This is a genomic window from Streptomyces sp. IMTB 2501 (assembly GCF_001953885.1).
Taxonomy (GTDB): Bacteria; Actinomycetota; Actinomycetes; order Streptomycetales; family Streptomycetaceae; genus Streptomyces.
Window position 1 is genome coordinate 153,754 of sequence record NZ_MQUS01000015.1, and the last position, 24,600, is coordinate 178,353.

Genomic DNA, 24,600 nt, shown 5'->3' on the forward strand with positions numbered 1-24,600 from the left:
CGCTGCGCTCTCTACGCCACGGCTCGCGTCCTCGCGGCGCGGCACATCGGTTCGGACCAGCGGCCAGGCGAGCAGGGCCGCGAGCAGGACACCGACGGCCACGCACCAGAGGCGGCGGGGCGGGCGACGGCGGAGAACAGCGCCGAGCTGATCGCTCCGCCCAGGTGCTGGGTCGTGACAAGGGCTGCCGAGGCTCCGCCGGAGTGCCGCGTGGCGACGGCGTCGGTGGCGAGGGAGAAGACCGGCATGAAGGCGATGCCGAGCCCGAATCCGATGACGAACATGGCGGGCAGGGAGGTCGCGGGGCCCGCGTCCGGCGCTCCGCCGGCCAGGAGCATGAGCCCGAGAGCCGTCGTCACCAGGCCCGTCACGGTCAGGACGCGGGGCGTGGCGCGGTGCAGCAGGCGCGCGGAGACCTGGGTGGCACTGAGGAGCACTGCGACGAACAGGAGCAGGAGGGCCGTTCCGAGGGCCATCGGGGCGTGGTGGTGCATGGCCCGCAGGACCATGGACAGGTACCAGCCGACACGACTGCGGTCCCGCACGATGTACGTCGGCGGCAGCGGGCCCGATGTCCTCGTCCGCCACCGCAGGAAGGCGATGAGCGCGGGCGAGCCGCCGACGAGCAGGGTCACGATCAGGGGGTCGGTCCAGCCGGCCCTCGTGACCTGGCCCAGACCGTAGGTGAGCCCGGCGACTGCGGCGAAGCCGGGCGTCGTGCACCAGGGTGACCGTGCCGACCGGGGCGAGCACGGCCGGGGGAACGGCGGCGAACAGGCGGATGCGCCGGCTCGGCGTCTCCAGCAGCCATGCGTTCGGCAGCGTCATGGGTGCCGCACCGCCGACGCCGACCGCGGCATGGACACCGAACGCCCTGCGGCGCTCGCGCGGATCGGTGAAGCCGGTGCTCACCAGGGCGAGCGCGGACGGTGTGACCAGCGTGGCCGAGACGCCCTGCAGGGCGCGGGCGGAGATCATCGAGCCGGTACCGGCGGCCGCAGCGGCGAGCAGGGCGGCCGGCACGCATCCGACCAGACCGGTGATCAGTGTCCGTCTGGGCCCGATACGGTCCGCGAGCTGCCCCCGAACAGCAGCAGCCCGCCGAAGAAGAAGCCGTGGACGACCGGCAACGAGCCGGTGCCCCCCGCTGCGGCCGCCAGGTGCAGTTCCCGGTGGATGAACGGCCGTGCCATCCCCAGGTCGCTTCGCACAGCACCGTCAGCTGCGCCAGCACCAGCGAATGGACCGAGTGCTCGGGCAGCGGCCCGAAGTCCTTGGCGACCACGGAGTGCGGGTCGGGTCCGGGAATGCACCGGGTCGCCACCCAGGGGACGGCGGCCTCCAGGTCGGCGTCGAGCACGGCCGCCGTCCAACTCCCGCCCACCCGCAGCGCGGCGGCCGCTTCCCGGGCGAACCGCCTGCGGAACTCGTCGTGTCCGGCATGGTCGGCCCGTACGACCTTCACGGCCACGGTACGGCCGCCCTCGTCGCGCCCGAGACAGACCAGGGCCTCTCCGGACTTGGCGACGCCGGCGCGGAACTTGACGCCCCTGGCAAAGAACTCGGCGCTCTGGCTCAGAACTTGATGCTGCTGATCATGCTCGCGACGTTCGTCGTGAGTTGACTGATCGTGGGCGCGATGGTCGAGGAGGCGAGATAGAAGCCGAGCAGAACGCAGATGACGGCATGACCGCCCTTCAACCCCGACTTCTTGATCAGCAGGAAGACGATGATCGCCAGCAGCACCACCGCCGAAATCGAGAGTGCCACGGCGGCTCACCTCCAAAGATCGCCAGATCTAGATCAGTAGAGCAAATCCATGCAGACGCCAGCAGGTTCATACCCACACAGCGGTAGTGATCATAACTATCCGTGCTCGCGCATCGCGCGGCGCACGGCCGCACAAGGGGGCGCATGGCCAATATGGTCGGGGTATGACGACCGAGTCTGACTCCTTCCCCCGCCGGCACGCCCGGACCCAGCGGTTCACGCTCGGCGCGCCGCGTGCGTTCACCGTGGCGCCCGACGGTTCGCGTGTCGCGTTCCTGCGCTCCGCCTCCGGCACCGACCGCGCCAACTCACTCTGGATCATGGACCTTCCGGAGGGCGCGGAACGCCTGGCGGCCGACCCGGGCACCCTGCTCGGCGGCGCCAGTGAAGAACTCTCGACCGAGGAGCGGGCGCGCCGGGAACGCAGCCGCGAGGGGGGTGCCGGCATCGTCGGCTATGCCACCGACACGACCCTGGAGTTGGCGTCTTTCGCCTTGTCAGGGCGGCTTTTCATGGCCGAGCTGCGAGCCGGCACGACACGTGAACTCAGGGTCCCGGGACCGGCGATCGACCCGCGTCCCGCCCCCGACGGCCGGCACATCGCGTACGTGGCGCGGGGTGCGCTGCGGGTCGTGGGCGCCGAGGGCGAGGACGACCGGGCGCTCGCCGAGCCGGAGTCGGAGCAGGTCACCTATGGCCTGGCCGAGTTCGTGGCGGCCGAGGAGATGGGGCGTGCGCGCGGCTTCTGGTGGGCGCCGGACGGGCGCCGGCTGCTCGTGGCGCGCGTGGACGACACGCCGGTACGGCGGTGGTGGATCGCGGACCCGGCCCACCCGGAGCGTGAGCCACTCAACATCGCGTACCCGGCGGCGGGCACGCCGAACGCGGACGTACGACTGTTCGTCGTCGGCCTCGACGGGGAGCGCAGCGAGGTGGCGTGGGACCGGTCCCGCTATCCGTATCTGGCCCATGTGCACTGGTCAGCGGCGGGTGCGCCGCTGTTGCTGGTGCAGGCGCGGGACCAGCGCAGCCAGCTGTTCCTGGCGGTGGACCCGGAGACGGGGGCCACCCGGATGGTGCACGCGGATGAAGATCCAATTTGGCTTGAATTGTTCGCTGGAGTGCCCTGCTGGAGCCCCTCGGGGCAGCTTGTCCGCATCGCGGACGAGGGCGGCGCCCGGGTGCTGGCGGTCGGTGAACGGCCTTTGACCAGCGGCCAGTTGCACCTGCGCGCGGTACTGGACGTGGGTCCGGAGGACGTTCTGGTTTCCGCCTCTGCGGGTGAGGAGGCTCAGGAGCCGGAGATTGGCGAAGTTCATGTGTACCGCGTGAACGAACTGGGCGTGGAGCGCGTGTCGCAGGAGCCGGGCGTGCACACGGCGGTACGGGCCGGCGGCGTGACGGTCCTCGTCTCCGCGACGCCGGACCGCCCGGGCACCCGGGCCCAGGTGCTGCGTGACGGAAAACCGACGGCAACTGTCCGGTCGTACGCGGAAGACCCCGGTTTGTCCCCGCGGGTGACGCTCACCCAAGGGGGCGCACGCCGAATTCCGTGCGCCGTGCTTATGCCACGCGACTACCACGGCGACACTCCCCTGCCGGTCCTCATGGACCCCTACGGCGGCCCGCACGGCCAGCGCGTGCTCGCCGCGCACAACCCCCACCTCACCTCGCAGTGGTTCGCCGACCAGGGGTTCGCGGTGATCGTGGCCGACGGTCGGGGCACGCCGGGACGCTCACCGGCCTGGGAGAAGTCGATCCGGGACGAGGTGGCCGCCACCGTACTGCAGGACCAGGTGGACGCGCTGCACGCGCTCGCCGAGGAGTTCCCGCTGGACCTCGGCCGGGTGGCGATCCGCGGGTGGTCCTTCGGCGGTTATCTGGCGGCGCTGGCCGTGCTGCGCCGCCCGGACGCCTTCCACACGGCGGTCGTCGGCGCCCCGGTCACCGATCTGCGGCTGTACGACACCCACTACCAGGAGCGCTATCTCGGCCTCCCGGACGAGCAGCCGGAGGTCTACCGCCGCAACTCGCTGATCGACGACGCGGGCCTGGTCGAACCGGCGGAGCCGCACCGCCCGATGATGATCATCCACGGGCTGGCGGACGACAACGTCGTCGTCGCGCACTCCCTGCGGCTGTCCTCCGCGCTGCTCGCCGCAGGCCGCCCGCACGAGGTGCTGCCGCTGTCCGGGGTGACGCACATGACCCCGCAGGAGACCGTCGCGGAGAACCTGCTGCGGCTGCAGCTGGACTTCCTGCGGCGTTCGCTGCCGGACGGGGACAAATGACCGTCAACTGCGTTAACAAGCAGGCAACTTTGCCGAAGCGGCACCGATATACGGACGCGGGAGGCTGATCAGCGTACGGCCGTGCGGGTGCCGTGAACGGGCCGGGACGCGCCATGTCGTCCCGGCCCGTTGCCGTACGCTCCTACTCTCCCTCCGGCGGGACCGCCCCCGGCGCGGAGCGCCTGATCAACACGGCCTCCTCGGCGAAGTGACAGGCCGAGTCATGGGCCGCGGGCCCGGACGTGCCCCGGAACACGGCCGGGACCGCCAGGGCCGGGACCTCCACGACGCACCGCTCCTGCGCCTTCCAGCAGCGGGTGCGGAAGCGGCAGCCGGAGGGGATGTTCGTCGGGGACGGCACGTCTCCGCTCAGGATGATCCGCTCGCGGCGTTCGCGCGCCTCGGGGTCCGGGACCGGGACCGCGGAGAGCAGCGCCTGGGTGTAGGGGTGGGTGGGGTGGTCGTAGATCTCGGGCTCCCGGCCGATCTCCACGATCCGGCCCAGGTACATGACGCCCACCCGGTCGGAGATGTGCCGGACGATGGACAGGTCGTGCGCGATGAAGACGTACGACAGGTCGAACTCCGACTGCAGCCGGTCCAGCAGGTTGATCACCTGGGCCTGGACCGAGACGTCCAGCGCGGACACCGGCTCGTCGGCGACGATCACCTCCGGGCGCAGCGCCAGTCCGCGGGCGATACCGATGCGCTGGCGCTGCCCGCCGGAGAACTGGTGCGGGTAGCGGTTGACGTACTCCGGGTTGAGGCCGACCACGTCCAGCAGTTCCTGGACCCTGCGGCGGCGGTCGCCCTTGGGCGCGACCTCGGGGTGGATGTCGTACGGCTCCCCGATGATGTCCCCGACCGTCATCCGGGGGTTGAGGGAGGTGTACGGGTCCTGGAAGACCATCTGGATGTTGCGGCGTACGGTTTTCAGGGCACGGCCGGACAGGCGGGTGATGTCCTCGCCCTTGAACCTGATGGAGCCGGCCGTCGGGCGCTCCAGATTGCAGAGCATCTTGGCGACCGTCGACTTGCCGCAGCCCGACTCGCCCACGATGCCGAGGGTCTCGCCCTTGCCGAGCGTGAAGTCGACGCCGTCGACGGCCTTCACCGCGCCGATCTGCTTCTTGAACAGGATGCCCCGGGTCAGCGGATAGTGCTTGACGAGCCCGGTCACTTCGAGGATCGGCTCAGCCATGCAGGCACTCCCTCCAGAAGTGGCAGGCGCTGCCGCGCGCGTCGGAGACCTCGTAGAGCGGGGGCTCGTCGGTGCGGCAGACGTCCTGGGCCATCGGGCAGCGCGGGTGGAAGGAGCAGCCGGGCGGGATGTCCATCAGGTTCGGCGGCAAGCCCTTGATGGCGTACAGCTCCTGTCCCTTCTGGTCCAGGCGCGGGATGGAGTCCAGCAGGCCGCGGGTGTAGGGGTGGGCGGGCGCCTTGTAGATGTCGCGGACGGGCGCCGACTCGACGATCTTCCCGGCGTACATCACGGCGATCCGGTCGGCCACGTCCGCCACGACCCCCAGATCATGGGTGATGAGGATCAGCCCCATGTGGTACTCGCGCTGCAACTCCGCGAGCAGGTCCATGACCTGGGCCTGCACGGTGACGTCCAGGGCGGTGGTGGGCTCGTCGGCGATGACGAGCGCCGGTTCCAGGGCCAGCGCCATGGCGATCATGATGCGCTGGCGCATACCGCCGGAGAACTGGTGCGGATAGTCCCGCACCCGCTGGGCGGCGGCCGGGATGCGCACCCGCTCCATCAGCTCGACGGCCTTGCCCCGCGCGTCCCTCGCCGACATCCCGCGGTGCACGACGAACATCTCGCCCAGCTGATCCCCCACGGAGATGACGGGGTTGAGGGCCGACAGGGCGTCCTGGAAGATCATCGCCATCCCGGCGCCCCGGATCTTCCGCCGCTCCTCTTCCCTCAGCTTCAGCAGATCCCGCCCCTGGAACAGGATCTGTCCCCCGGTGATCCTGCCCGGCGGCATGTCGAGAATCCCCATCACGGCCTGCGCGGTGACGGACTTCCCCGATCCCGACTCCCCCAGCACGGCCAGCGTCTCCCCCGCGTCGACCTCGTAACTCACCCCGTTGACGGCATGCGCGATCCCGTCCCGCGTCCGGAACTCCACCCGCAGCTCCCGCACTTCGAGCAGCACGACCCCATCACCTCACCCTCGGACCGACGGCACCGCGGACCCACGTCGACGGCATACCGGAAGCAGACCGGCGACCGGCAGCGCACTCCCCAGGGGGAGGCGGGACGGTGATCGCCGACGCACCGGAAGGGCACCGCGACAGAGCGCGCACCGCCACGGGCCTCTCCCGCCCGGCCGCCCCTCCGCACCCTCGCCGGCCCGCACCACTCCTCCCCCCGGACCGGAAACTCCCCACCAGCACCACGCACTTCCAGCAGCACCGCCCCATCACCTCAGCTTCGGATCGAGAGCGTCACGGACCGCGTCGCCGAGCATGATGAAGGCCAGCACCGTGACGGCCAGCGCGCCCGAGGGCCACAGGAGGGCGTGGGGGGCGTTGCGGACGTAGGGGGACGCGGCGGAGATGTCGATGCCCCAGGAGACACTGGGCGGCTTGAGGCCGACGCCGAGATACGACAAGGTCGCCTCCAGCGCGATGTACGTGCCCAGCGCGATGGTCGCCACCACGATCACGGGCGCTACGGCGTTCGGGGCGATGTGGCGCAGCAGGATGCGGGAGTCGGAGGCGCCGAGGGCGCGGGCGGCCTGGACGTAGTCGTTCTGTTTGGCGGTGATGACCGAGCCGCGCGCGATACGCGAGATCTGCGGCCAGCCGAGCAGCACCATGAACCCGATGACCGGCCAGACGGTGTTGCTGGTGACCACCGACAGGAGGACGAGACCGCCGAGGACCACCGGGATCGCGAAGAAGATGTCGGTGACCCGGGACAGGATCGAGTCCCAGACGCCGCCGAAGTAGCCCGCCAGGGCCCCCAGTGCCGACCCGACGACGGCCACCCCGAGCGTCGCCAGCCCGCCGACCGTGACGGACGTACGGGCGCCGTACACCGTGCGCGTGTAGACGTTGCAGCCCTGACCGTCGTAGCCGAAGGGCGCGCCGGGGCCCGCGCCGTCCTGGGCCTTGGCGAGGTCGCACTTCAGGGGGCTGCCGATGGCGATCGCCGCGGGCCACAGGGAGATGAAGACAAGGAAGAGGATGACCAGCGCGGAGACGAGGAACACCGGGTTGCGCCGCAGGTCCCGCCACGCGTCCGACCAGAGGCTGCGAGGCCTGCCCGCCGGGCCGGTGCCCTGCGGTCCTCCGGGAGTGCGCTCCAGGGTCGCCGCCTCGCTCGCGCCCAGGTCCATCGCCCCGCCCATACCGGTCCCGGCGATCGCCCCCTCGGGCTCGTGCGGCTGCTCAGGCATAGCGGATCCTCGGGTCGAGTACGGCGTACAGGAGGTCGACGAGGAGGTTGGCGACGAGGAAGACAAGGACGAGGACGGTCACGAAGCCGACGACCGTCTGGGTGTTCTGGCGCAGGATGCCCTGGTAGAGCTGGAAGCCCACGCCGTGGATGTTGAAGATCCGCTCGGTGACGATCGCACCGCCCATCAGCGCGCCGATGTCGGCGCCGATGAACGTGACCACCGGGATCAGCGAGTTGCGCAGCAGGTGCCGGACGATCACCCGGTGCCGGGGCAGGCCCTTGGCGACCGCCGTCCGTACGTAGTCGGACCGCTTGTTCTCCGCGATCGAGGTGCGGGTCAGCCGGGTGACATAGGCGAGGGAGACGGAGGCGAGGACCAGGCCGGGCACGATCAGCTCGTAGAAACTGCCGTAGCGGACGGACGGGCTGATCCACTGCCACTTGATGCCGAGCAGCAGCTGGAGCAGCAGACCGGTGACGAAGGTGGGCACGGAGATCACCACCAGGGTGCCCAGCAGCACCCCGGTGTCGATGGGCCGACCGCGCCTGAGGCCTGTCAGCACGCCCAGCGTCACGCCGATGACGATCTCGAAGAGGATGGCGACGATCGTCAGCCGGATGGTGACGGGGAACGCCGATCCCATCAGCTCGGTGACCTTCTGACCGTTGAAGGCGGTGCCGAAGTCGCCGGTGAAGAGGTTGCCCATATAGGTCGCGTACTGCTGCCAGAGCGGCTTGTCCAAGCCGAACTCCCGCTTCAGCTGGGCGGCCGTCGCCGGGTCGCAGGCCCGCTCGCCGCACAGGCCCGCGATGGGGTCACCCATCACGTTCACCATCAGGAAGATCAGCAGCGTCGACCCGAGGAACACCGGGATCATCTGCAGCAGCCGCCGTGCGACATAGCGCGCCATGCCGCTCAGCCCACCTTGATCTCGTTGTAGACCGGCACGCTGAACGGGTTGAGCGCCACGCGGGAGAGCCGGGCGGAGTAGCCGGCGCTGCCGTTCTGGTACCAGAGCGGGATGGCGGCCATGTTGTCGCGGACGACCTCCTCGGCCTGCTGGAAGAGCCGGACGGCGGTGGCCCGGTCCGTCTCGGCGTTGGCCCGGTCGACGAGCCGGTCGAACTGCCGGTCGGACCACAGGCCGTCGTTGGAGGAGGCGCCCGTGTAGTACAGCGGCTGCAGGAAGTTCTGGATCAACGGGTAGTCCATCTGCCAGCCGGCCCGGAAGGGACCGGACATCTTGTGCCCCGTGGTCTGGTTGCGGAAGTCGGCGAAGGTGCCGATCGGGTTGCCGACGCAGGCCTTGTCGTTGTCGAGCGCGTTGTTGACGGAGTTGCACACGGCGTCCACCCACTGTTTGTGCGACCCCGTGTCCGCGTTGTAGGTGATCTTCAGCTGGCCGCCGGGGATCCCGCCGCCCTCCTGGATGAGCTTCTTGGCCTGGGCGGGGTCGTAGTCGCAGGCGTGGCCGCACAGTCCGGCCTGATAGCCGCCGGCCGCGCCGAGGACCGGGGAGGTCCAGTCGGTGGCCGGGGTGCGGGTGCCCCGGAAGATGGTCTCGGTGATCTGCTTGCGGTTGATCGCCATGGACAGGCCCGTGCGGACCTCGCGCGCCCCGGGGGTGTTCCACTTCGGGTCGTAGTACGGGAAGGCCAGGGTCTGCAGGATGCCGGCCGGGGTGTTGATGTAGCGGCCGTTCAGGTCGGTGTGGACGTTCTTGAGCTGGGTGGCGGGCACGTCGTCGACCAGGTCGAGGTTGCCGGCCAGCACATCGGTGTAGGCGGTGTTGCTGTCGGTGTACACCAGCAGGGTCACGCCGACGTTCCGGGCCGGGTCGGGGCCGGGGTAGGCGTCCCACTTCTTCAGGGACATGGCGGAGCCCTTGGTGTACGACGCGATCTGGTAAGGCCCGTTGCCGACCGGTTTGCTCACCCAGGCCGCGTGGTCGGTGTAGAAGGCGCGCGGCAGGGGTGCGTAGGCGGCGTACCCGAGGGTGTCGGGGAAGCTGGAGAACTTCTGGTTGAGCCGGACGGTGAACGTCCGGGGGCCGGTGACCGTGAGCCCGGACAAGGTGTCGGCGGTCTGCGGGCCGCTGTCCGGGTGGACCTTGTCGTAGCCCTCGATGTAGCCGAAGAAGTACGCGTTCTTCTGGTTGTGCTTCAGGCCGGCCCCGTAGTTCCAGGCGTCCACGAAGGAGTGGGCGGTGACCGGTTCTCCGTTGCTGAACTTCCAGCCGGCCTTGAGGGTGACCGTGAAGTTCCGCGAGTCCGGGGTGTCGATGCGCTCGGCGAGCATGTTCTGGGCCTTGCCCGTCCGCGGGTCGTACTTCTTCAGGCCCCGGAAGATCATGTCGAGCACCTTGCCGCCCTGCACCTCATTGGTGTTGGCCGGCTCCAGCGGGTTCTGCGGGTCGCCCCAGGAGGAGGTCAGCACCCCGGCGCCGCCGAAGCCGCCGCCACCTCCGCAGGCGGTGGCCAGCAGCCCCGCGGCGATCACACAGGCGGCCCCTCGGGCGTGTGTGCGTCCCCGCATGGCGGCCTCCTCCGCGATCACAGAACCGATACCGGCCAATATCGACTCATGTGCCGTGTATCGCATGCCCGCCGCCGGATTGAGCAGCCTTTAGAGGGACACGTCATCCGAATGCAGGCAACCGACGAGGGCCACCCAGACGATCCTCTGCACACCGCGCAACAGATCTTCGTGTAACGATGCCGAAACGTTGGATTGCGACGTGCCGATGTACGCATTTCGGCACACTGCCGTCCGCATATCGAACTCATTGCCCGATTGGTCCAGTTGGCCCGATGTGAAGCACGGATTGATTACAGCGTGCTACCCGCGTAGCTACGGAACAGTCAAGGCCGAGTAAAGAACGTAAATAGGCAACCAAGGGGACCGAGAATTTATTGACCTTGAATGAATTGCGTTGAAAAAGTCCGGCGTAGCCCGTAGGGGAGCGCCCTGCGGAGCCTTGACCCACAAGGCACGGAGCATCATGACCACCCCCGCATCCCCTTCCCCGGCCGCCGCACTTGAGGTGACCGACGAAGACAGCGCCGCATCGGCGAAGCCCGGCACCCCCAAGGGCACCGAGAGCCGCTCCCCGGGACGGCTGGCCTGGACCCGCTTCAAGCGGGACCGGGCGGGCGTCATTTCCGCCTTCGTTGTGGTCTTCTTCTTCGTAGTGGGCATCGCCGCGCCGCTGATCGCCAAGCTCTACGGCAAGGACCCGTACACCACGTACGGCATGAACACCCCGGGCCTGCTCAACCAGTTCAACTACCCGGTCAAGCCCAACGGCGGCATCAGCTCCGACTTCTGGTTCGGCATCGAACCGCAGCTCGGTCGGGACGTCTTCACCTTCCTGCTCTACGGCATCCGCAACTCGCTGCTGATCGCCACCGTCGCCGCCCTGCTGACGACCCTGCTCGGCGTCGTCATCGGCATCACCGCCGGCTACCTGGGCGGCAAGACGGACTATTTCGTCGGCCGGATCATCGACATCCTGCTGGCGTTCCCGCAGACCCTGTTCTTCATCGCCTTCTGGCCGGTGGTCATCGCGATCTTCGTCTCGCCCGAGGACAACACCCCGGTCTGGCTGACCGTCACCAGCCTCATCCTCGTGATGACGGCCTTCGGCTGGGCCTCCATCGCGCGTCTGCTGCGCGGCGAGGTACTCGCCCTGCGCGAGCGGGAGTTCGTGGAGGCGGCCAAGATCACCGGCGCCTCCCCGGCCCGGATCATCTTCAAGGAACTGCTGCCCAACCTGTGGACCCCGATCCTCATCCAGGCAACGCTCCTCCTGCCGACCTACGTCACCACTGAAGCCGCTCTCGCCTTCCTCGGCGTCGGCCTCTCGGACCCCACCCCCGACTGGGGCGTGATGATCCAGAACGGCGCCAAGGTCTACCAGGACGACATCACCTTCATGGTCTTCCCGGGCCTGGCCATGGTGATCTTCGTCGTCGCCTTCAACCTCCTCGGCGACTCGGTCCGCGACGCACTGGACCCGAAGACCAAGCGCTGAGTACCGCCCCGGCCGAGCGACGGGGCCCGGCCGGGCCCAAGCACCTCTTGTCCTCCACTACGAACGGGTCAGCCATGTCTCTCTCCCGCAGAAACTTCGTCATCGCCACCACTGTCGCGGCCGCGGGCTCGACGCTGCTGTCCGCGTGCAGCAGCGGCGGCGGGGGCGGGGGCGGCAACAACCCGACCGACGGTGCCACCTCCTACACCGCTGCCAAGGTCACCATCGGCACCAAGGCCGACTCGACCGGCCCGGCCCCGGAGATCCCCGGTGCGAAGAAGGGCGGCACGATCTACGGCCTGTCGCCGCAGGACTTCTCCCACCTGGACCCGCAGCGCATCTACTACGCGTACAACTCCACGGCCGCGCTGCTCCTGCACCGCACCCTGACCGGTTACAAGACCGACTCCGCGGGACACCAGACGCTGGTCGGCGACCTCGCCACCGACACCGGCACCGCCTCCAAAGACAACAAGACCTGGACCTTCACGCTGAAGGAGGGTCTGAAGTGGGAGGACGGCAGCGAGCTGACCGTCGAGGACGTGCGCCACGGCATCGAGCGCCTGTGGGCCCCGTTCATCACCGAGTCCGCCACCTACGTCCAGATGGCGCTGACCGGCAAGGGCGCCAAGTGGCGTGACGCCTACGAGGGTCCCTACAAGGGCAAGCACCTCGACGCGATCGAAACCGACAAGGCCAAGCGGACCATCACCTTCCACCTGGCCGAGCCCAAGCCGGACTTCAACTTCACCCTGGGGATGCACTCGTACGCGGCCACCTCGCCGAAGCTGGACACCAAGGAGAAGTACGACAAGCAGCCGGCCGCCTGCGGTCCGTACAAGATCAAGGCCCACACGACCGACAAGTCGATGGTCCTGGTCCGCAACAAGAACTGGGACCCGGCGACCGACTCGATCCGCAACGCCTACCCGGACAGCTTCGAGTTCACCTTCGGCATCACGATCCTCGACTCCACGGACCGCTTCATCGCGGACCAGGGCAACGACCAGTACGCGGTGTCGATCTACAAGGAAGTCCCGGCCGAGCGCATCCAGAAGGTGCTCACCGACCCGCAGCTGAAGGCGCGCAGCTTCAACGGCCTGCTCACCGGCATCTACTACTACGCGATCAACACCAAGCGCGTCACCGACCTGAAGGTCCGCCAGGCCCTGAACCACGCCTGGCCGCTGCAGCAGATCCGGCAGATCTACGGCGGCCCCACCGCCGGCGACTTCGCGACCTCGATCATGAGCCCTGACCTCATCGGGTACGAGAAGTACGACCTCTACGGCAAGACCGCCAAGCCGCAGGGCGATCCGGAGAAGTCCAAGGCGCTCCTGAAGGAGGCCGGCAAGCTGGGCATGAAGATCGTCTACGCGTTCCCGAACGACCCGACCTACATGAAGACCAAGGTCGTCATCGAGAACGCGCTGAAGGAGGCCGGCTTCACCCCGGTCATCAAGCCGGTCGACCAGACCACGTACTACGACCAGATCCAGCAGATCAACAACAGCTACGACGTGATGTGGTTCGGCTGGTCCCCGGACTGGCCGACCGCCTTCACCGTGATCCAGCCGCTGTTCGACGGCGCCGCCATCGGCAACGGCCAGAACAACATCTCGCAGACCAACATCAGCTGGATCAACGACGGGATCAAGAAGAACGCGGTGATCTCCGACCAGCAGCAGGCCGGCAAGGCCTGGGCCGCGCTGGACAAGCGGATCATGCAGGAGGTCGCGCCGATCATCCCCGAGACCTTCCAGCGCCGCTACTACCTGCACGGCTCCAAGGTCGGCGGCGCCCAGATGGACCCGCAGTTCGCCTCGACCCTGCTGTACAAGACCTTCGTGAAGGCCTGACGTACGACCCCTGGCGGGGCGGCCCCGGTGCCGCCCCGCCCTCTCACCCCCTACGGCATCCGTCAGGAAAACCCAACTGCCATGCTCCGCTTCCTCATCCGCCGGACCCTCGGCGCCGCTGTGATCCTGCTGATCATCAGCGCCCTGGTGTTCGTCCTGTTCTACGCCGCTCCGCGCGACCCCGCCCGCATCGCGTGCGGCAAGGTCTGCACGCCCGAGACCCTGGCCCTGGTGAAGAAGAACCTGGGGATCGACCACTCGCTCCCCGTGCAGTACTGGGACTGGCTCAAGGGCCTGTTCGTGGGGCGTGACTACACCTCGTACGGGCACTGCGACGCGCCGTGCCTCGGCTACTCGTTCCAGAACCGTGAGCCGGTCCTCGCCACCATCGAGGACCGCTTCCCGACCACGCTCTCCCTGGCTCTCGGCAGCTCCGTGGTCTTCCTGATCTTCGGTGTCGGCACGGGCATGCTGGCCGCCGTCAAGCAGGGCAAGGCTCTCGACAAGGTCGCCAGCTCGGCCTCGCTGATCGCGTCCTCGATGCAGATCTTCGTCGTCGGTGTCTTCGCCACGTACATCCTCGTGGACCAGTGGCACCTGCTGGACCGTGCCAACTACACGCCGTTCACCGACGACCCGGGCAAGTGGTTCGGCGGTCTGCTGGTGCCGTGGCTGGTGCTGTCGCTGATCTTCACCGCCAACTACACCCGTATGACGCGCTCCCAGATGGTCGAGTCGCTCAGCGAGGACTACGTCCGCACGGCCCGCGCCAAGGGCCTCTCCCGCAAGACGGTGTTCTTCCGCTTCGCCTGGCGCGGCGCTATGGGCCCGATCATCACCATCTTCGGTCTCGACCTCGGCACGCTGCTCGGCGGCGCGATCATCACCGAGCAGACCTTCAGCCTCCAGGGCATCGGCGCGCTCTCGGTGAAGGCCGTCGGCACCAACGACCTGCCGGTGCTGCTCGGCGTCGTTCTGGTGGCCGCGGCCGCGATCGTCGTCTTCAACATCATCGTCGACGCCGTGTACGCCCTCATCGACCCGCGCGTGCGCCTCGCCTAAGGAGAGATCATGAGCACCCCCTTCCTCTCCCTGCGCGATCTGCGGGTCCACTTCTCCACCGAGGACGGCATCGTCAAGGCCGTCGACGGGCTGTCGTTCGACCTGGAGAAGGGCAAGACCCTCGGTATCGTCGGTGAGTCCGGCTCCGGCAAGTCCGTCACCAACATGGCGATCCTGGGCCTGCACGACCCACGGAACACCACGATGGACGGCGAGATCCTGCTCGACGGCAAGGAGCTGATCAGCGCCTCCGAGTCCGAGCTGGAGAAGCTGCGCGGCAACAAGATGTCCATGATCTTCCAGGACGCGCTGGCCTCGCTCTCGCCGTACCACACCATCGGCGCGCAGATCGCCGAGACGTACCGCAAGCACACCGGCGTCTCCAAGAAGGAGGCCCGGGCCCGCGCGATCGAGATGCTGCGGCGCGTCGGCATCCCCCAGCCCGACACCCGCGTGGACGACTACCCGCACCAGTTCTCCGGCGGTATGCGCCAGCGCGCGATGATCGCCATGGCGCTGGTCTGCGACCCCGAGCTGCTGATCGCCGACGAGCCGACGACGGCCCTCGACGTGACGGTCCAGGCCCAGATCATGGACCTGCTGAAGGACCTCCAGCAGGAGTTCGGCACGGCGATCATCTTCATCACCCACGACCTCGGCGTCATCGCCGACATCGCGGACGACGTACTGGTGATGTACGGCGGCCGGTGCGTGGAGCGCGGCACCAAGAAGCAGGTGCTGAGCAGCCCGGACCACCCCTACACCCTGGGCCTGCTGAACTCCATGCCGAGCCTGGACGGCCCGGTCGACGTGCCGCTCTCCCCCATCCCCGGCGCCCCGCCCTCCCTCCTCAACCCGCCGTCCGGCTGCCGCTTCCACCCGCGCTGCGCGTTCACCGAGAAGGTCGCCGACGGACTGTGCTCGGCCGACCGCCCGAAGCTCGAGGTGACCGACGGCCGCGGCTCCGCCTGCCACCTCACCCCCGACCAGAAGCAGGAACTCTTCGCCGACTTCGCCGCAACCCGGCACAACTGACGGAAACCAGACGGGACTTCACGACCATGAGCAACACGAACCCCCTCCTGGACGTCTCCGGGCTGACGAAGCACTTCCCGATCAAGGGTGGCTTCCCCATCCGCCGTACGGTCGGCGCGGTGCAGGCGGTCGACGGGCTGGACTTCCAGGTGGCCGAGGGCGAGAGCCTGGGCCTCGTCGGCGAGTCGGGCTGCGGCAAGTCCACCACGGGCCGGCTGATCACCCGCCTCCTGGAGCCGACCGGCGGCAAGATCACCTACCGCGGCCAGGACATCACGCACGCGGGCCGCAGGGATCTGGCGCCGATCCGCTCCGAGATCCAGATGATCTTCCAGGACCCGTACGCCTCGCTGAACCCGCGGCAGACGGTCGGCAAGATCATCTCGGGCCCGATGGAGATCAACGACATCAACCCCGAGGGCGGCCGCGAGAAGCGCGTCCGCGAACTCCTGGAGATCGTCGGCCTCAANNCAGCAGGAACTGGGCATCGCGTTCGTCTTCATCGCCCACGACCTGGCGATCGTCCGCCACTTCTCACAGCGCGTGGCCGTGATGTACCTCGGAAAGATCGTCGAGATCGCCGACCGCGACGACTTGTACGGCAACCCGCGCCACCCCTACACCCGGGCCCTGCTCTCCGCCGTGCCCGAGGCGACGGTGGACGCGGAGCCGCGCGAGCGCATCCGCCTGGCCGGCGACGTCCCGTCCCCGATCAACCCGCCCTCCGGCTGCCGCTTCCGCACCCGCTGCTGGAAGGCGACGGAGAAGTGCGCGACGGAGGCCCCGCCGCTGGTGCAGGCGGAGGGCAACAAGCCCGGCCACCTGACGGCGTGCCACTACCCCGAGACGGCGGAGACGGTCCCGGCCCCCCGTCTCGCCGAGGACCCCGAGGCGGCGGCCTGACACACCCCTTTTCCGTCAGCCGCCCCTCGCGGAACGGACTTTCACCGGCCCATTGACCCGAGCCCCTGATCGTCCGCTTCCAGGGAACGAAGGCCCGCGTCTTCCCGGACGCGGGCCTTCGGCGTGGACGGGTCAGCCCGCTCACTCCGCGGCGAACAGCTCCGCAGCGTCCGTGGCGTGTACGGCTCGCTGGGCCCAGACCTCCAGCTGGGCAAGGTCCGTACAGGCGGTGACTCGCCCGCGGGTCCCATCTGCCACCGGGATTCCCCGCCACTCCAGGATGCGCAGGATCATCTCCCTACGACCCTCGATACGGCCCTCTTCCCTGCCCTCTTCCCCGCCTTCCGCGCGCACCTGCTCCGCCAAGGGGTGTCGCCAGAAGTACTGGATCGCCATCATCGTCACTCCGCGTCGAACAGCTCCGCAGCGTCCGTGGCGTGTACGGCTCGCTGGGCCCAGATCTCCAGCTGGGCGAGGTCCGTGCACGCCGCCACCCGCTTGCGGTCGGCGTCAAGTACCGGGATGCGGCGCCATTCCAGAATGTGGAGCACCATCTCGGCCTTGGCCTCGGCCCGGCCCTGCTCCCGGCCCTGCTCCCGGCCCTCTTCCCGGCCCAGTTCGAAGCCCTGTTCGAGGCCTTGTTCCAGGCCTTGATCTCGGCCTTCCTGCCGCACTTGCTCGGCCAGCGGGTGTCGCCAGAAGTACTGGATCGCCGTCATCAGGTCCCTCCACATCTGCTTCGCCTGGGGGTCGGCCAGGCAGGAGTCGACAAACTGCACGAAGACTGCGGCACTGTCGGGGTCGATGGTCCGCAGGGCGGCGGCCAGGGATTCCAGTATGGCCGGAGCCTGCGGTCCACGCCCGTGTGTCATGGCCGAGAGCACCGCAAGAGGGACGTCCCGCTCGGCCTGCCGCTCGTCCGCGATCACCGGCACGTTGTGCGGACCCAGCACGAGAGGCCGTACGATCAGCGAGGGCCGCCCCCGGAACCCGAACTGGATCGGACGCTCCGCCCACCGCGCCGTAGCGCTGCTCTGGGTGATGACGATGAGCACCGGATCACAGCGGTACCTCTCATACAAGTACGACAGGTAGTACGGCCAGCTGCCCCGTTTCCGCTCGTCCTTCTTCCCCTGCGACTCCACCACCAGCAGGTACGTGCCCTCGTCCGTCTCCGCCCGCAGCAGCGTGTCCACGCGGCGCTCGACCGGTTCGATCTCGGTGAGGTCCACGTTCAGCGCGGCGATCTCCCGAGGCTCGGGGAACGGCACGTGCAGGACCTTCTGTAACGCCTTCGTCAGCAGTGTCGGATCCTTCTGGAAGATCCGGTGCAGCGCCTCATGCGACGAGCCGACCATCAGCTCTCCTTTCCATCGCGGTGATCAACGAGCTACGCCGCCGCAAGTTCGCACCAGATGTACTTCCCCCGGTCCCCGAATCGCGCCGTAGGCTGCCACCCCCAGTACTGCGCACACGCCTTCACCAGCCCCAGCCCCCGCCCGTCCTCCAGCTCCGCCACCTGCTCCAACGGACGCGGGGGATCCGGCGGAGCGGGATCGGTGTCCCACGCCCCGAGCCGCCGGACCCTTCGTATGCCGCACGGCATTGGACACCAGCTCAGCCGCCAGCAACTCCGCCGTGTCCACGATCCCGATCAACCCATGCAGGGTCAGAATCAGGCGCAGGGTGCGGCGGCACACCGTGACGGCTCTGAGGTCGTTGGGGACGTAGAGCGTGCAGTCCCAGGCTTCGTTTTCGGGCATGCGTCATCAACTCCGGTCGATGAGTGGGGATTTGGCGCGCGGTGGCAATGCCGCAGCCGTCATGGCAGGACAGCGCGGTGCGCTTCCGCTGCGTGGGCGATACATCACCGACGGTAAGGCTTACTGTTAATGCATCGCAAGCTGGTCGCGTAATCTGACGCCCGAACGAGTCGAGTTCACGGACGTGTTGAGAGGATCCGCCAATGGCATTGAGAGCCGAGCCGACGGCACGTCAGATGCGCCTGGCGACAGAGTTGCGCAGGCTCCGTGACGCGGCAGGCCTCAGCGCACGGGAGGCGGCGAGACTGCTCGGAGTGAGCCCTCCCCACATCAGCCAGATCGAGGCCGGCTTCACGGGTGTGAGCGAGAACCGGCTACGTCGCCTCGCCGCCAACTACGCCTGCTCTGACCCCGAACTCATCGAGGCTCTGGTGGCCATGGCCACGGACCGCACGCGAGGCTGGTGGGAGGAGTACCGGGGCCGCCTGTCTACGCCGTTCCTGGACCTGTCCGAGCTGGAGCACCACGCCAGCTACCGGTGGGACGTGGACTTCCTGCACATCCCAGGTCTTCTCCAGACCGAGGAGTACGCCCGAGGACTCTTCTCGTACGTAAACCCGGATCACCCCAAAAGCGAGCTGGAGCTGTGGGCCGAACACCGGATGAGGCGCAAGGTCGTCATCCAGCGTGCCGACCCGATTCCGTACGAGGCCCTGGTCCACGAAGCGGCGCTGCGCATCAGAGTCCGCGACCGTGCCGCAGCGCGGGCTCAACTCGCTCATGTACTGGAACTCTCCGAACGCGACCACATCACCGTGCGCGTCATCCCCTTCGACCTGGACGACTTCGGCGGAGCCGGAAGCGCCATGGTGTACGCGGGTGGTCCGGTGCCCAAGCTGGACACAGTGGTACGCGACGGCCCCCACATGACTGGATTCATTGACGCCGAAGCCCAACTCAGTCGCTTCCGCGCACTCTTCCGTAGGCTGGAAGCGGTGTCGCTCAAACCCGGACGTTCACGCGACTTCATCCACGGACTGGCGAAGGAACTGTGAGGCACTCATGGCCACCCGCGACCACTGGCGCAAGTCGTCCTATTCCGGCGGCGGCGAGGGCAACGCCTGCGTGGAGGTCTCCATCCGCCCCGCCCACATAGCAGTCCGCGACTCCAAGGCCCCGGCAAGAGCCACCCTCACCTTCCCCCCCACCACCTTCACCCCCTTCATCAATGCTCTGAAAAAGCACCGGAGTTGAGAGACGCTCAAGAAGTGCACCGGAACCTGACACACCGTTCAACATCGTGTGTCAGACTGCCGCGGTGGTAGATCATTCGTTCACCGATCTCGCGCTCGCCGCGCTCTATGACCACCTCAACCCCTGGGGACCGGGTGACGACTTCTACCTCGGTCTGGTGCGGGAGGCCCGCTCGGTGCTGGACATCGGCTGCGGCACCGGGCGGTTGCTGCGGCGGGCCCGGGCCGAGGGGCACCAGGGACGGCTGATGGGTCTGGATCCGGCCCCGGCCATGCTCGTACAGGCGCGGCGGGCCCGGCCGGACGTCGAGTGGGTGCTCGGTGACACCCGAGTGCGGCGCTGGGATGGGGAGTTCGACCTCGTCGTCATGACCGGGCACGCGTTCCAGGAACTGGTCGGCGACGAGGAGATCCGGTCGTGTCTGCGCGCGGTCCGTGCGGCCCTCGGCGCCGACGGACGGTTCGTCTTCGAGAGCCGCAATCCGGCCGCCCGTGCCTGGGAGCGCTGGACGCCCGAGCGGATCTACGAGATCACCGCCGATGACGGCACTCCGGTACGGGTGTGGCACGAGGTCCAACAGCCCCTCACCGGGGGCCGGGTGCGCTTCACGGAGACCTACGCCGGCGCCCCCTGGCCGACCCCACGGGTCTGCCACAGCGTCCTGCGCTTCCTGGATCCGGAGTCCCTCACGGCCTTCCTGGCCGAGGCCGGGCTGGCCGTCGTCGAACAGTACGGGGACTGGGGCCGGAGCCCGCTCACCCCCGCCAGCCCCGAGATCATCACCGTGGCCCGACGAGCCCAGCCGGGTTCTGCCCGGCGGATCATGTGACCACTGGGCTGCGACGACGGAACGCTTAACCGACGTAACCGAGGCACCGCCCTAACCGACGTGCCCGAGAGTCGCGCCCGGCCTGCGGATCCGGCCCAGGCGAACGACTACGACCACTTCGCCGAGGCGTACTCGGCGGAGACCGAGAACAACCTCGTGAACGCGTACTACGCGCGGCCCGCGATGTTGGCCCTCGCCGGAGACGTGGCCGGCCGCCGGATCCTGGACGCCGGCTGCGGCTCAGGCCCCCTGTCCGCCGCACTGCGCGACCGCGGTGCCTTCACCACCGCCGGCTTCCGCCTTGCCGTCATCAGCGAGCCGCGGCCCGACCCGGCCGCCCGTGAACTGTTTCCCGACGGCTTCCGCGACCTTTCGACCAAGCCCAACTTCCTGTTCTTCGTCGTCGAGGTACCGCAGTCGGCTGCCGGGTGGTGAGAGCACCCCGATACGGGTGCTCTCCGCGGGGACGATCCGCATAGGCTCGTCGGGGAATTGACGACAGTCGGTGGAGAAACCGGGGAGCCATGTCCACGAACAGCGCCGCTCTGACCATCGCGACCATCGCCGAACGCTTCCTCACCGCCTTCCAGGCCCGGGACTGGGAGGCGCTGCGGGGTCTGCTGGCGGACGACATCGCCTGGACCATGCCGGGAACGGGCACGATCTCCGGCACCGTCCACGGCGCCGAAGCGGTCGTGGACCGGGCTCGGCACATCGCGGGCAGGGGACTGCACACCGAGCTGCTGCATGTCCTCGTCGGCGCGCACGGTGCCGCCCTCTCACTCCACAACACGGCAACCGCCCCTGACGGCCGTCGTCTCGACGAGTACCTCGCGACCGTGCTGACCACGCGCCACGGACGCATCACCGCCATCGACAGCTATCTCTCGGACGTCGACGGCATGAGTTCCTTCTTCACCGCGCCCTGAGACCAAGCCCGGATTGATCTCAGGGCGCCGGAGTCTCGGGTTCTAAGATCGAACCATGCACATTCGTCCAGTAGATCCCAGGGATATGACTTGGGAGCAGGACCATGCCGTCTACCGCGTCTACTTCTGGGACACGGCCAGTAATCAGTCGCACGAATATCAAGTGTCAGAGGCCGATGTCGACGAAGTGCTGGACTGGACACGTCGCGAAGCGGAGTCGCAGGGATGGACGTACACGGTCTATGCGCAGGTCAGTGACGAGGGACGGCCGGGGCTCGTGCGGCTCTGTGGTGTGATGGGTGATCCCTTTGCCGCATGAGGCGAACAGCTCAGGGCCATACGCCTAGTCCGTCCCCTCCTCCTCCAACGCCACCAACGCCGGATCCAGCACGATGTCCTCGTCCCGTGCCTCGATCGTCGGTTCCTCCGGGAAGTGGCAGGCCGTCAGATGGCCCTCGTGGTTGCCGGAGAGGCGGATCAGCGGTGGTTCCTCTGTCGCGCACTTGTCCTGGGCCTTCCAGCAACGCGTGCGGAAGCGGCAGCCGGAGGGCGGGGAGATGGGTGAGGGGACGTCGCCGGCCAGGCGGATGCGCTCGCGGCCACCCGTGTCCTCCTCCGTGAGGTTCACCTCGGGGACCGCGGACAGCAGGGCGTGGGTGTACGGGTGGCGCGGGCGGGTGTAGATGGAGTCTCGGTCGCCGACCTCGATGATCTTGCCGAGGTACATCACCGCGACCCGATGGGAGAAGTGCCGTACAACGGCGAGGTCGTGGGCGATGAAGACGAACGCGATGCCCAGTTCCTGCTGNNTTGAGGCCGACGATCTCCAGGAGTTCGCGGACGCGCTTCTCGCGCCCGCCCTCGGGCTCGATCCCGTTGATCTCCATCGGACCCGAGATGATCTTGCCGACCGTCTGCCGCGGGTTCAGCGACGAGTACGGATCCTGGAAGATCATCTGGATCTCGGAGCGGATCGGCGCCAGATCCTTGCGCGTGGCATGGCTGATGTCCTGGCCCCGGTACGAGATCGACCCGGACGTGGGCTCCAGCAGCCGCGTGATCAGCCGGCCCGTCGTCGACTTGCCGCAGCCCGACTCACCGACCAGGCCGAAACTCTCCCCGGCGTGCACCGTCAGGTCGATGCCGTCCACGGCCTGCACCGCGCCGATCGTCCGGCGGATCGGGAAGCCGCCCTTGACGGGGAAGTGCTTGGTCAGGCCCGAGACCTGCAACAGCGGCTCGCCGTCCGCGCCGCTGTTCTTCCCGCGCGGGGCTGTGAGGACGTTCTCCTCTGTCATGACAATGTCTCCTAGCCCAGCCGGGGCTTGATCTCTTCGATGAAGATGGTCCGCTTCTGGTCCTCCGTCAGATGGCACGCGGAGGCCCGGTCCGGCGTCAGCGGCGGGCGCTCGCGTACGCAGCGGCCGGTGCCCTCGACCCGGTCCTGGAAGGTGCAGCGGGGATGGAAGCGGCAGCCGGACGGCGGGGTGAGCAGCGAGGGCGGGGTGCCGGGGATCGGGGACAGCTGGGCGCCGAGGTCGGAGTCCAGGCGTGGCATCGAGTTCAGCAGGCCCCAGGTGTAGGGATGGCGGGGCGAGCGCAGCACTTCGTCGACCGTGCCCCGTTCCACCGCGCCGCCCGCGTACATCACCATGATGTCGTCGGCCATGTCGGCGATCACCCCCAGGTCGTGGGTGATGAAGATGATGCCCGATCCGAACTCCTGTTGCAGGTCCTTGAGCAGATCGAGAATCTGCGCCTGGACCGTCACGTCCAGCGCCGTCGTCGGCTCGTCGGCGATGAGCAGGTCGGGGTCGCAGACCAGCGCCATGGCGATCATCGCGCGCTGGCGCATACCGCCGGAGAACTGGTGCGGATAGTCCTTCGCCCGCTCGCGGGGGTTCGGGATGCCCACCTTGCCGAGCATCTCCACGGCCCGCTCCCAGGCGGCCTTCTTGGAGGCGCCGTTGTGCTTCATGTACGGCTCGGCGATCTGCCGGCCCACCGTGTAGTACGGGGAGAGCGCGGTGAGCGGGTCCTGGAAGATCATGGCGACCTTGTTGCCGCGCAGTCTTTCGAGTTCGGACTCGCGCGCTGTCGTCAACTCCCGCCCGTCCAGCAGGATTTCACCCTCGACCGTGGTGAACATGGGGTTGTGCAGGCCGAGGATGGTCAGGTTGGTCACCGACTTGCCCGAGCCGGACTCGCCCACGATGCCGAGCGTCCGGCCGCGTTCGAGGTCGAAGGAGAGTCCGTCCACGGCCCCTACGACGCCGTCCTCGGTCTTGAAGCTGACGTGCAGGTCCCGCACGGAGAGCAGGGGGCCGGAGCCGGCCGGGGCCGGGGCTCCGGCTTCCTTGGTCAGAGTGGTCACGACAGTCTCCTCATGCGGCCTAGGACAGCCGCACGCGCGGGTCGATGAAGGCGTACGCGGCGTCGACGACGATGTTGAACAGCAGGATCATGCTGGCGGAGAAGAGCATCACGCCGAGCAGCAGCGGCAGGTCGCTGAAGAAGACGGACTGGACGGCGAGGTTGCCGAGCCCCGGCAGGCCGAAGGTGTACTCGGTGATGATGGCGCCGCCGAACAGCGAGCCGAGGTCGATGCCGAAGATGGTGACGATCGGGATCAGCGAACCGCGCCAGGCGTAGCGGAAGAAGACGTAGGCCCGGGACATGCCCTTGGCGCGGGCGGTGCGGACGTGTTCCTCCTGGAGCTGTTCGATCATCGAGGAGCGCGCCATACGGGTGTACTGCGCGGCGAAGATCGTCGAGAGGACCACCCAGGGGATGATCAGGCCGGTGAACCAGGAGACGGGGTCGTGGGTGATCTCGTTGTAGGCGGGCTTGTCGAACCAATGGGTCTGGTAGACGAGGATCGCCAGGGCCAGCGGGCCGAGGAAGTAGATCTGCAGCGAGCTGATGACCATGGCGCCCGCGGTGGCCGTCTTGTCGATCAGCGTGCCGCGCCGCCAGGCGGCGAGCAGCCCGGTGCCGAGGCCGACGAGCAGGAAGCACACGGCCGCGCCCAGTGTGAGCGAGACGGTAGTGGGCAGGCGGTCCATCAGCGTGGCCCAGACCTGCTCGTTGGTGTGGTACGAGTAGCCGAAGCAGGGGGCGGGGCACGGTCCCTGGGCGAACTGGCTGCTGCCCACGACGAGGTTGTGCAGGAAGATCCAGTACTGCTCGGTGATGGGTTTGTCCAGGCCGAGCACATGGTGGATGTTCGCGATGCTGTCCGGGTTGCAGGTCTTGCCGCACATCAGCAGCGCCGGATCCCGGGGCACCCCGAAGAACAGCACGAACGTGACAACGCTCAGCAGGAAGAGAATGACGACGGCACCGATGAACCGGCGCACGAGGAAGCGCAGCATGACAGGGCAGCTCTCAGACGTCGGCGGCCCGGGCGGTACCCGGCGCGCCGCTTCCGCTGTCGCGGGGGCGCGCCGGGTG

Annotated in this window: 23 protein-coding genes and 4 pseudogenes; 12 read left to right on the plus strand and 15 right to left on the minus strand. The window is 68.3% G+C overall.

Features of this window, described 5'->3' with window-relative positions; all coding sequences use genetic code 11:
- Positions 1-11: 11 nt before the first annotated feature.
- The 4 genes and pseudogenes from AV521_RS51085 to AV521_RS25540 all read right to left on the minus strand — a co-directional run bounded on the left by AV521_RS51085 (position 12) and on the right by AV521_RS25540 (position 1,770).
- Complete coding sequence (locus AV521_RS51085; RefSeq protein ID WP_143658645.1) at positions 12-635, minus strand: MFS transporter; 624 nt, start codon at positions 633-635, stop codon at positions 12-14.
- Between the two features lie 214 nt (positions 636-849).
- A pseudogene (locus AV521_RS52760) lies at positions 850-1,023 on the minus strand (MFS transporter); the annotation flags it as partial.
- Positions 1,024-1,043: 20 nt separating this feature from the next.
- Complete coding sequence (locus AV521_RS49420) at positions 1,044-1,193, minus strand: hypothetical protein (RefSeq protein WP_179023384.1); 150 nt, start codon at positions 1,191-1,193, stop codon at positions 1,044-1,046.
- Positions 1,194-1,575: 382 nt separating this feature from the next.
- Positions 1,576-1,770 carry a hypothetical protein gene (locus AV521_RS25540; protein ID WP_076091048.1) on the minus strand — a complete coding sequence of 65 codons (195 nt, stop codon included), beginning with the start codon at positions 1,768-1,770 and terminating at the stop codon, positions 1,576-1,578.
- Positions 1,771-1,934: 164 nt separating this feature from the next.
- Here AV521_RS25540 and AV521_RS25545 point away from each other — a divergent pair, with 164 nt between their 5' ends.
- The gene (locus AV521_RS25545; protein ID WP_076091050.1) at positions 1,935-4,061 is read left to right on the plus strand and encodes a prolyl oligopeptidase family serine peptidase; all 2,127 of its coding nucleotides are present in this window, start codon (positions 1,935-1,937) and stop codon (positions 4,059-4,061) included.
- Between the two features lie 142 nt (positions 4,062-4,203).
- Here AV521_RS25545 and AV521_RS25550 read toward each other — a convergent pair whose 3' ends face one another.
- The 5 genes from AV521_RS25550 to AV521_RS25570 form a co-directional block, all read right to left on the minus strand.
- A complete protein-coding gene (locus AV521_RS25550; protein ID WP_076091052.1) occupies positions 4,204-5,262 on the minus strand; it encodes an ABC transporter ATP-binding protein in 1,059 nt (352 codons plus the stop codon).
- On the minus strand, positions 5,255-6,229 hold the full coding sequence (locus AV521_RS25555) for an ABC transporter ATP-binding protein (protein ID WP_076091054.1): 975 nt from the start codon (positions 6,227-6,229) through the stop codon (positions 5,255-5,257). The genes AV521_RS25550 and AV521_RS25555 overlap by 8 nt, the downstream gene beginning before the upstream one ends.
- 267 nt (positions 6,230-6,496) lie before the next feature.
- Complete coding sequence (locus AV521_RS25560) at positions 6,497-7,477, minus strand: ABC transporter permease (RefSeq protein ID WP_076091056.1); 981 nt, start codon at positions 7,475-7,477, stop codon at positions 6,497-6,499.
- Complete coding sequence (locus tag AV521_RS25565; protein WP_076091058.1) at positions 7,470-8,390, minus strand: ABC transporter permease; 921 nt, start codon at positions 8,388-8,390, stop codon at positions 7,470-7,472. Before AV521_RS25565 ends, AV521_RS25560 begins: the two co-directional genes overlap by 8 nt.
- Before the next feature lie 5 nt (positions 8,391-8,395).
- Positions 8,396-10,015 (minus strand): ABC transporter substrate-binding protein, encoded by a 1,620-nt coding sequence (locus tag AV521_RS25570; RefSeq protein ID WP_076091189.1) that lies wholly within the window; start codon positions 10,013-10,015, stop codon positions 8,396-8,398.
- 466 nt (positions 10,016-10,481) lie between these two features.
- Between AV521_RS25570 and AV521_RS25575 the strand changes: the two genes are divergently transcribed.
- From AV521_RS25575 to AV521_RS25595, 5 genes and pseudogenes are all read left to right on the plus strand, one after another.
- Positions 10,482-11,513 (plus strand): ABC transporter permease, encoded by a 1,032-nt coding sequence (locus AV521_RS25575; RefSeq protein ID WP_079249399.1) that lies wholly within the window; start codon positions 10,482-10,484, stop codon positions 11,511-11,513.
- A 74-nt stretch (positions 11,514-11,587) separates the two neighbouring features.
- Positions 11,588-13,372 (plus strand): ABC transporter substrate-binding protein, encoded by a 1,785-nt coding sequence (locus tag AV521_RS25580; protein ID WP_076091060.1) that lies wholly within the window; start codon positions 11,588-11,590, stop codon positions 13,370-13,372.
- An 81-nt stretch (positions 13,373-13,453) separates the two neighbouring features.
- Entirely contained in the window at positions 13,454-14,434 is a 981-nt protein-coding gene (locus AV521_RS25585; protein ID WP_076091062.1) for an ABC transporter permease, read from the plus strand.
- 9 nt (positions 14,435-14,443) lie between these two features.
- Complete coding sequence (locus AV521_RS25590) at positions 14,444-15,469, plus strand: ABC transporter ATP-binding protein (RefSeq protein WP_107481011.1); 1,026 nt, start codon at positions 14,444-14,446, stop codon at positions 15,467-15,469.
- Between the two features lie 26 nt (positions 15,470-15,495).
- A pseudogene (locus tag AV521_RS25595) lies at positions 15,496-16,372 on the plus strand (ABC transporter ATP-binding protein).
- A gap of 141 nt (positions 16,373-16,513) precedes the next feature.
- On the opposite strand, the gene AV521_RS25600 reads toward AV521_RS25595, so the two are convergent.
- From AV521_RS25600 to AV521_RS51095, 3 genes and pseudogenes are all read right to left on the minus strand, one after another.
- Positions 16,514-16,771, minus strand: coding sequence for a hypothetical protein (locus tag AV521_RS25600; protein ID WP_076091066.1), 258 nt, complete (start codon positions 16,769-16,771; stop codon positions 16,514-16,516).
- A 2-nt stretch (positions 16,772-16,773) separates the two neighbouring features.
- Positions 16,774-17,730, minus strand: coding sequence for a hypothetical protein (locus tag AV521_RS25605; protein WP_076091068.1), 957 nt, complete (start codon positions 17,728-17,730; stop codon positions 16,774-16,776).
- Between the two features lie 32 nt (positions 17,731-17,762).
- A pseudogene (locus AV521_RS51095) lies at positions 17,763-18,135 on the minus strand (ATP-binding protein).
- Between the two features lie 203 nt (positions 18,136-18,338).
- Here AV521_RS51095 and AV521_RS25615 point away from each other — a divergent pair.
- From AV521_RS25615 to AV521_RS25640, 6 genes are all read left to right on the plus strand, one after another.
- Positions 18,339-19,190 (plus strand): helix-turn-helix transcriptional regulator, encoded by an 852-nt coding sequence (locus AV521_RS25615; protein ID WP_076091070.1) that lies wholly within the window; start codon positions 18,339-18,341, stop codon positions 19,188-19,190.
- Positions 19,191-19,197: 7 nt separating this feature from the next.
- Positions 19,198-19,389: a DUF397 domain-containing protein gene (locus AV521_RS25620; protein WP_076091072.1), complete on the plus strand. Its 192-nt coding sequence runs from the start codon at positions 19,198-19,200 to the stop codon at positions 19,387-19,389.
- 64 nt (positions 19,390-19,453) lie between these two features.
- Positions 19,454-20,218, plus strand: a complete 765-nt coding sequence (locus AV521_RS25625; protein WP_076091074.1) for a trans-aconitate 2-methyltransferase — start codon at positions 19,454-19,456, stop codon at positions 20,216-20,218.
- A 60-nt stretch (positions 20,219-20,278) separates the two neighbouring features.
- Complete coding sequence (locus tag AV521_RS25630) at positions 20,279-20,653, plus strand: hypothetical protein (protein WP_076091076.1); 375 nt, start codon at positions 20,279-20,281, stop codon at positions 20,651-20,653.
- An 89-nt stretch (positions 20,654-20,742) separates the two neighbouring features.
- Positions 20,743-21,147: a nuclear transport factor 2 family protein gene (locus AV521_RS25635; protein WP_076091078.1), complete on the plus strand. Its 405-nt coding sequence runs from the start codon at positions 20,743-20,745 to the stop codon at positions 21,145-21,147.
- Between the two features lie 55 nt (positions 21,148-21,202).
- Positions 21,203-21,466 (plus strand): hypothetical protein, encoded by a 264-nt coding sequence (locus AV521_RS25640; RefSeq protein WP_143658646.1) that lies wholly within the window; start codon positions 21,203-21,205, stop codon positions 21,464-21,466.
- 24 nt (positions 21,467-21,490) lie between these two features.
- Here the strand turns inward: AV521_RS25640 and AV521_RS25645 are convergent.
- The 3 genes and pseudogenes from AV521_RS25645 to AV521_RS25655 all read right to left on the minus strand — a co-directional run bounded on the left by AV521_RS25645 (position 21,491) and on the right by AV521_RS25655 (position 24,521).
- Positions 21,491-22,445, minus strand: a pseudogene (locus tag AV521_RS25645) (ABC transporter ATP-binding protein).
- A gap of 11 nt (positions 22,446-22,456) precedes the next feature.
- The gene (locus tag AV521_RS25650; protein ID WP_076091082.1) at positions 22,457-23,521 is read right to left on the minus strand and encodes an ABC transporter ATP-binding protein; all 1,065 of its coding nucleotides are present in this window, start codon (positions 23,519-23,521) and stop codon (positions 22,457-22,459) included.
- Positions 23,522-23,540: 19 nt separating this feature from the next.
- Positions 23,541-24,521: an ABC transporter permease gene (locus AV521_RS25655; RefSeq protein WP_076091084.1), complete on the minus strand. Its 981-nt coding sequence runs from the start codon at positions 24,519-24,521 to the stop codon at positions 23,541-23,543.
- Positions 24,522-24,600 lie beyond the last annotated feature (79 nt).

Bases quoted from the DNA above. Each gene is read 5' to 3' on its own strand.
- AV521_RS25615 (WP_076091070.1), top strand. From the start codon at position 18,339: ATGGCATTGAGAGCCGAGCCGACGGCACGTCAGATGCGCCTGGCGACA.
- AV521_RS25550 (WP_076091052.1), bottom strand. From the start codon at position 5,262: ATGGCTGAGCCGATCCTCGAAGTGACCGGGCTCGTCAAGCACTATCCG.
- AV521_RS25600 (WP_076091066.1), bottom strand. From the start codon at position 16,771: ATGATGGCGATCCAGTACTTCTGGCGACACCCCTTGGCGGAGCAGGTG.
- AV521_RS25575 (WP_079249399.1), top strand. From the start codon at position 10,482: ATGACCACCCCCGCATCCCCTTCCCCGGCCGCCGCACTTGAGGTGACC.
- AV521_RS25590 (WP_107481011.1), top strand. From the start codon at position 14,444: ATGAGCACCCCCTTCCTCTCCCTGCGCGATCTGCGGGTCCACTTCTCC.
- AV521_RS25560 (WP_076091056.1), bottom strand. From the start codon at position 7,477: ATGCCTGAGCAGCCGCACGAGCCCGAGGGGGCGATCGCCGGGACCGGT.
- AV521_RS25570 (WP_076091189.1), bottom strand. From the start codon at position 10,015: ATGCGGGGACGCACACACGCCCGAGGGGCCGCCTGTGTGATCGCCGCG.
- AV521_RS25635 (WP_076091078.1), top strand. From the start codon at position 20,743: ATGTCCACGAACAGCGCCGCTCTGACCATCGCGACCATCGCCGAACGC.
- AV521_RS25580 (WP_076091060.1), top strand. From the start codon at position 11,588: ATGTCTCTCTCCCGCAGAAACTTCGTCATCGCCACCACTGTCGCGGCC.
- AV521_RS49420 (WP_179023384.1), bottom strand. From the start codon at position 1,193: ATGGCACGGCCGTTCATCCACCGGGAACTGCACCTGGCGGCCGCAGCG.
- AV521_RS25565 (WP_076091058.1), bottom strand. From the start codon at position 8,390: ATGGCGCGCTATGTCGCACGGCGGCTGCTGCAGATGATCCCGGTGTTC.
- AV521_RS25545 (WP_076091050.1), top strand. From the start codon at position 1,935: ATGACGACCGAGTCTGACTCCTTCCCCCGCCGGCACGCCCGGACCCAG.
- AV521_RS25585 (WP_076091062.1), top strand. From the start codon at position 13,454: ATGCTCCGCTTCCTCATCCGCCGGACCCTCGGCGCCGCTGTGATCCTG.
- AV521_RS25605 (WP_076091068.1), bottom strand. From the start codon at position 17,730: ATGGTCGGCTCGTCGCATGAGGCGCTGCACCGGATCTTCCAGAAGGAT.
- AV521_RS25655 (WP_076091084.1), bottom strand. From the start codon at position 24,521: ATGCTGCGCTTCCTCGTGCGCCGGTTCATCGGTGCCGTCGTCATTCTC.
- AV521_RS25620 (WP_076091072.1), top strand. From the start codon at position 19,198: ATGGCCACCCGCGACCACTGGCGCAAGTCGTCCTATTCCGGCGGCGGC.
- AV521_RS25640 (WP_143658646.1), top strand. From the start codon at position 21,203: ATGCACATTCGTCCAGTAGATCCCAGGGATATGACTTGGGAGCAGGAC.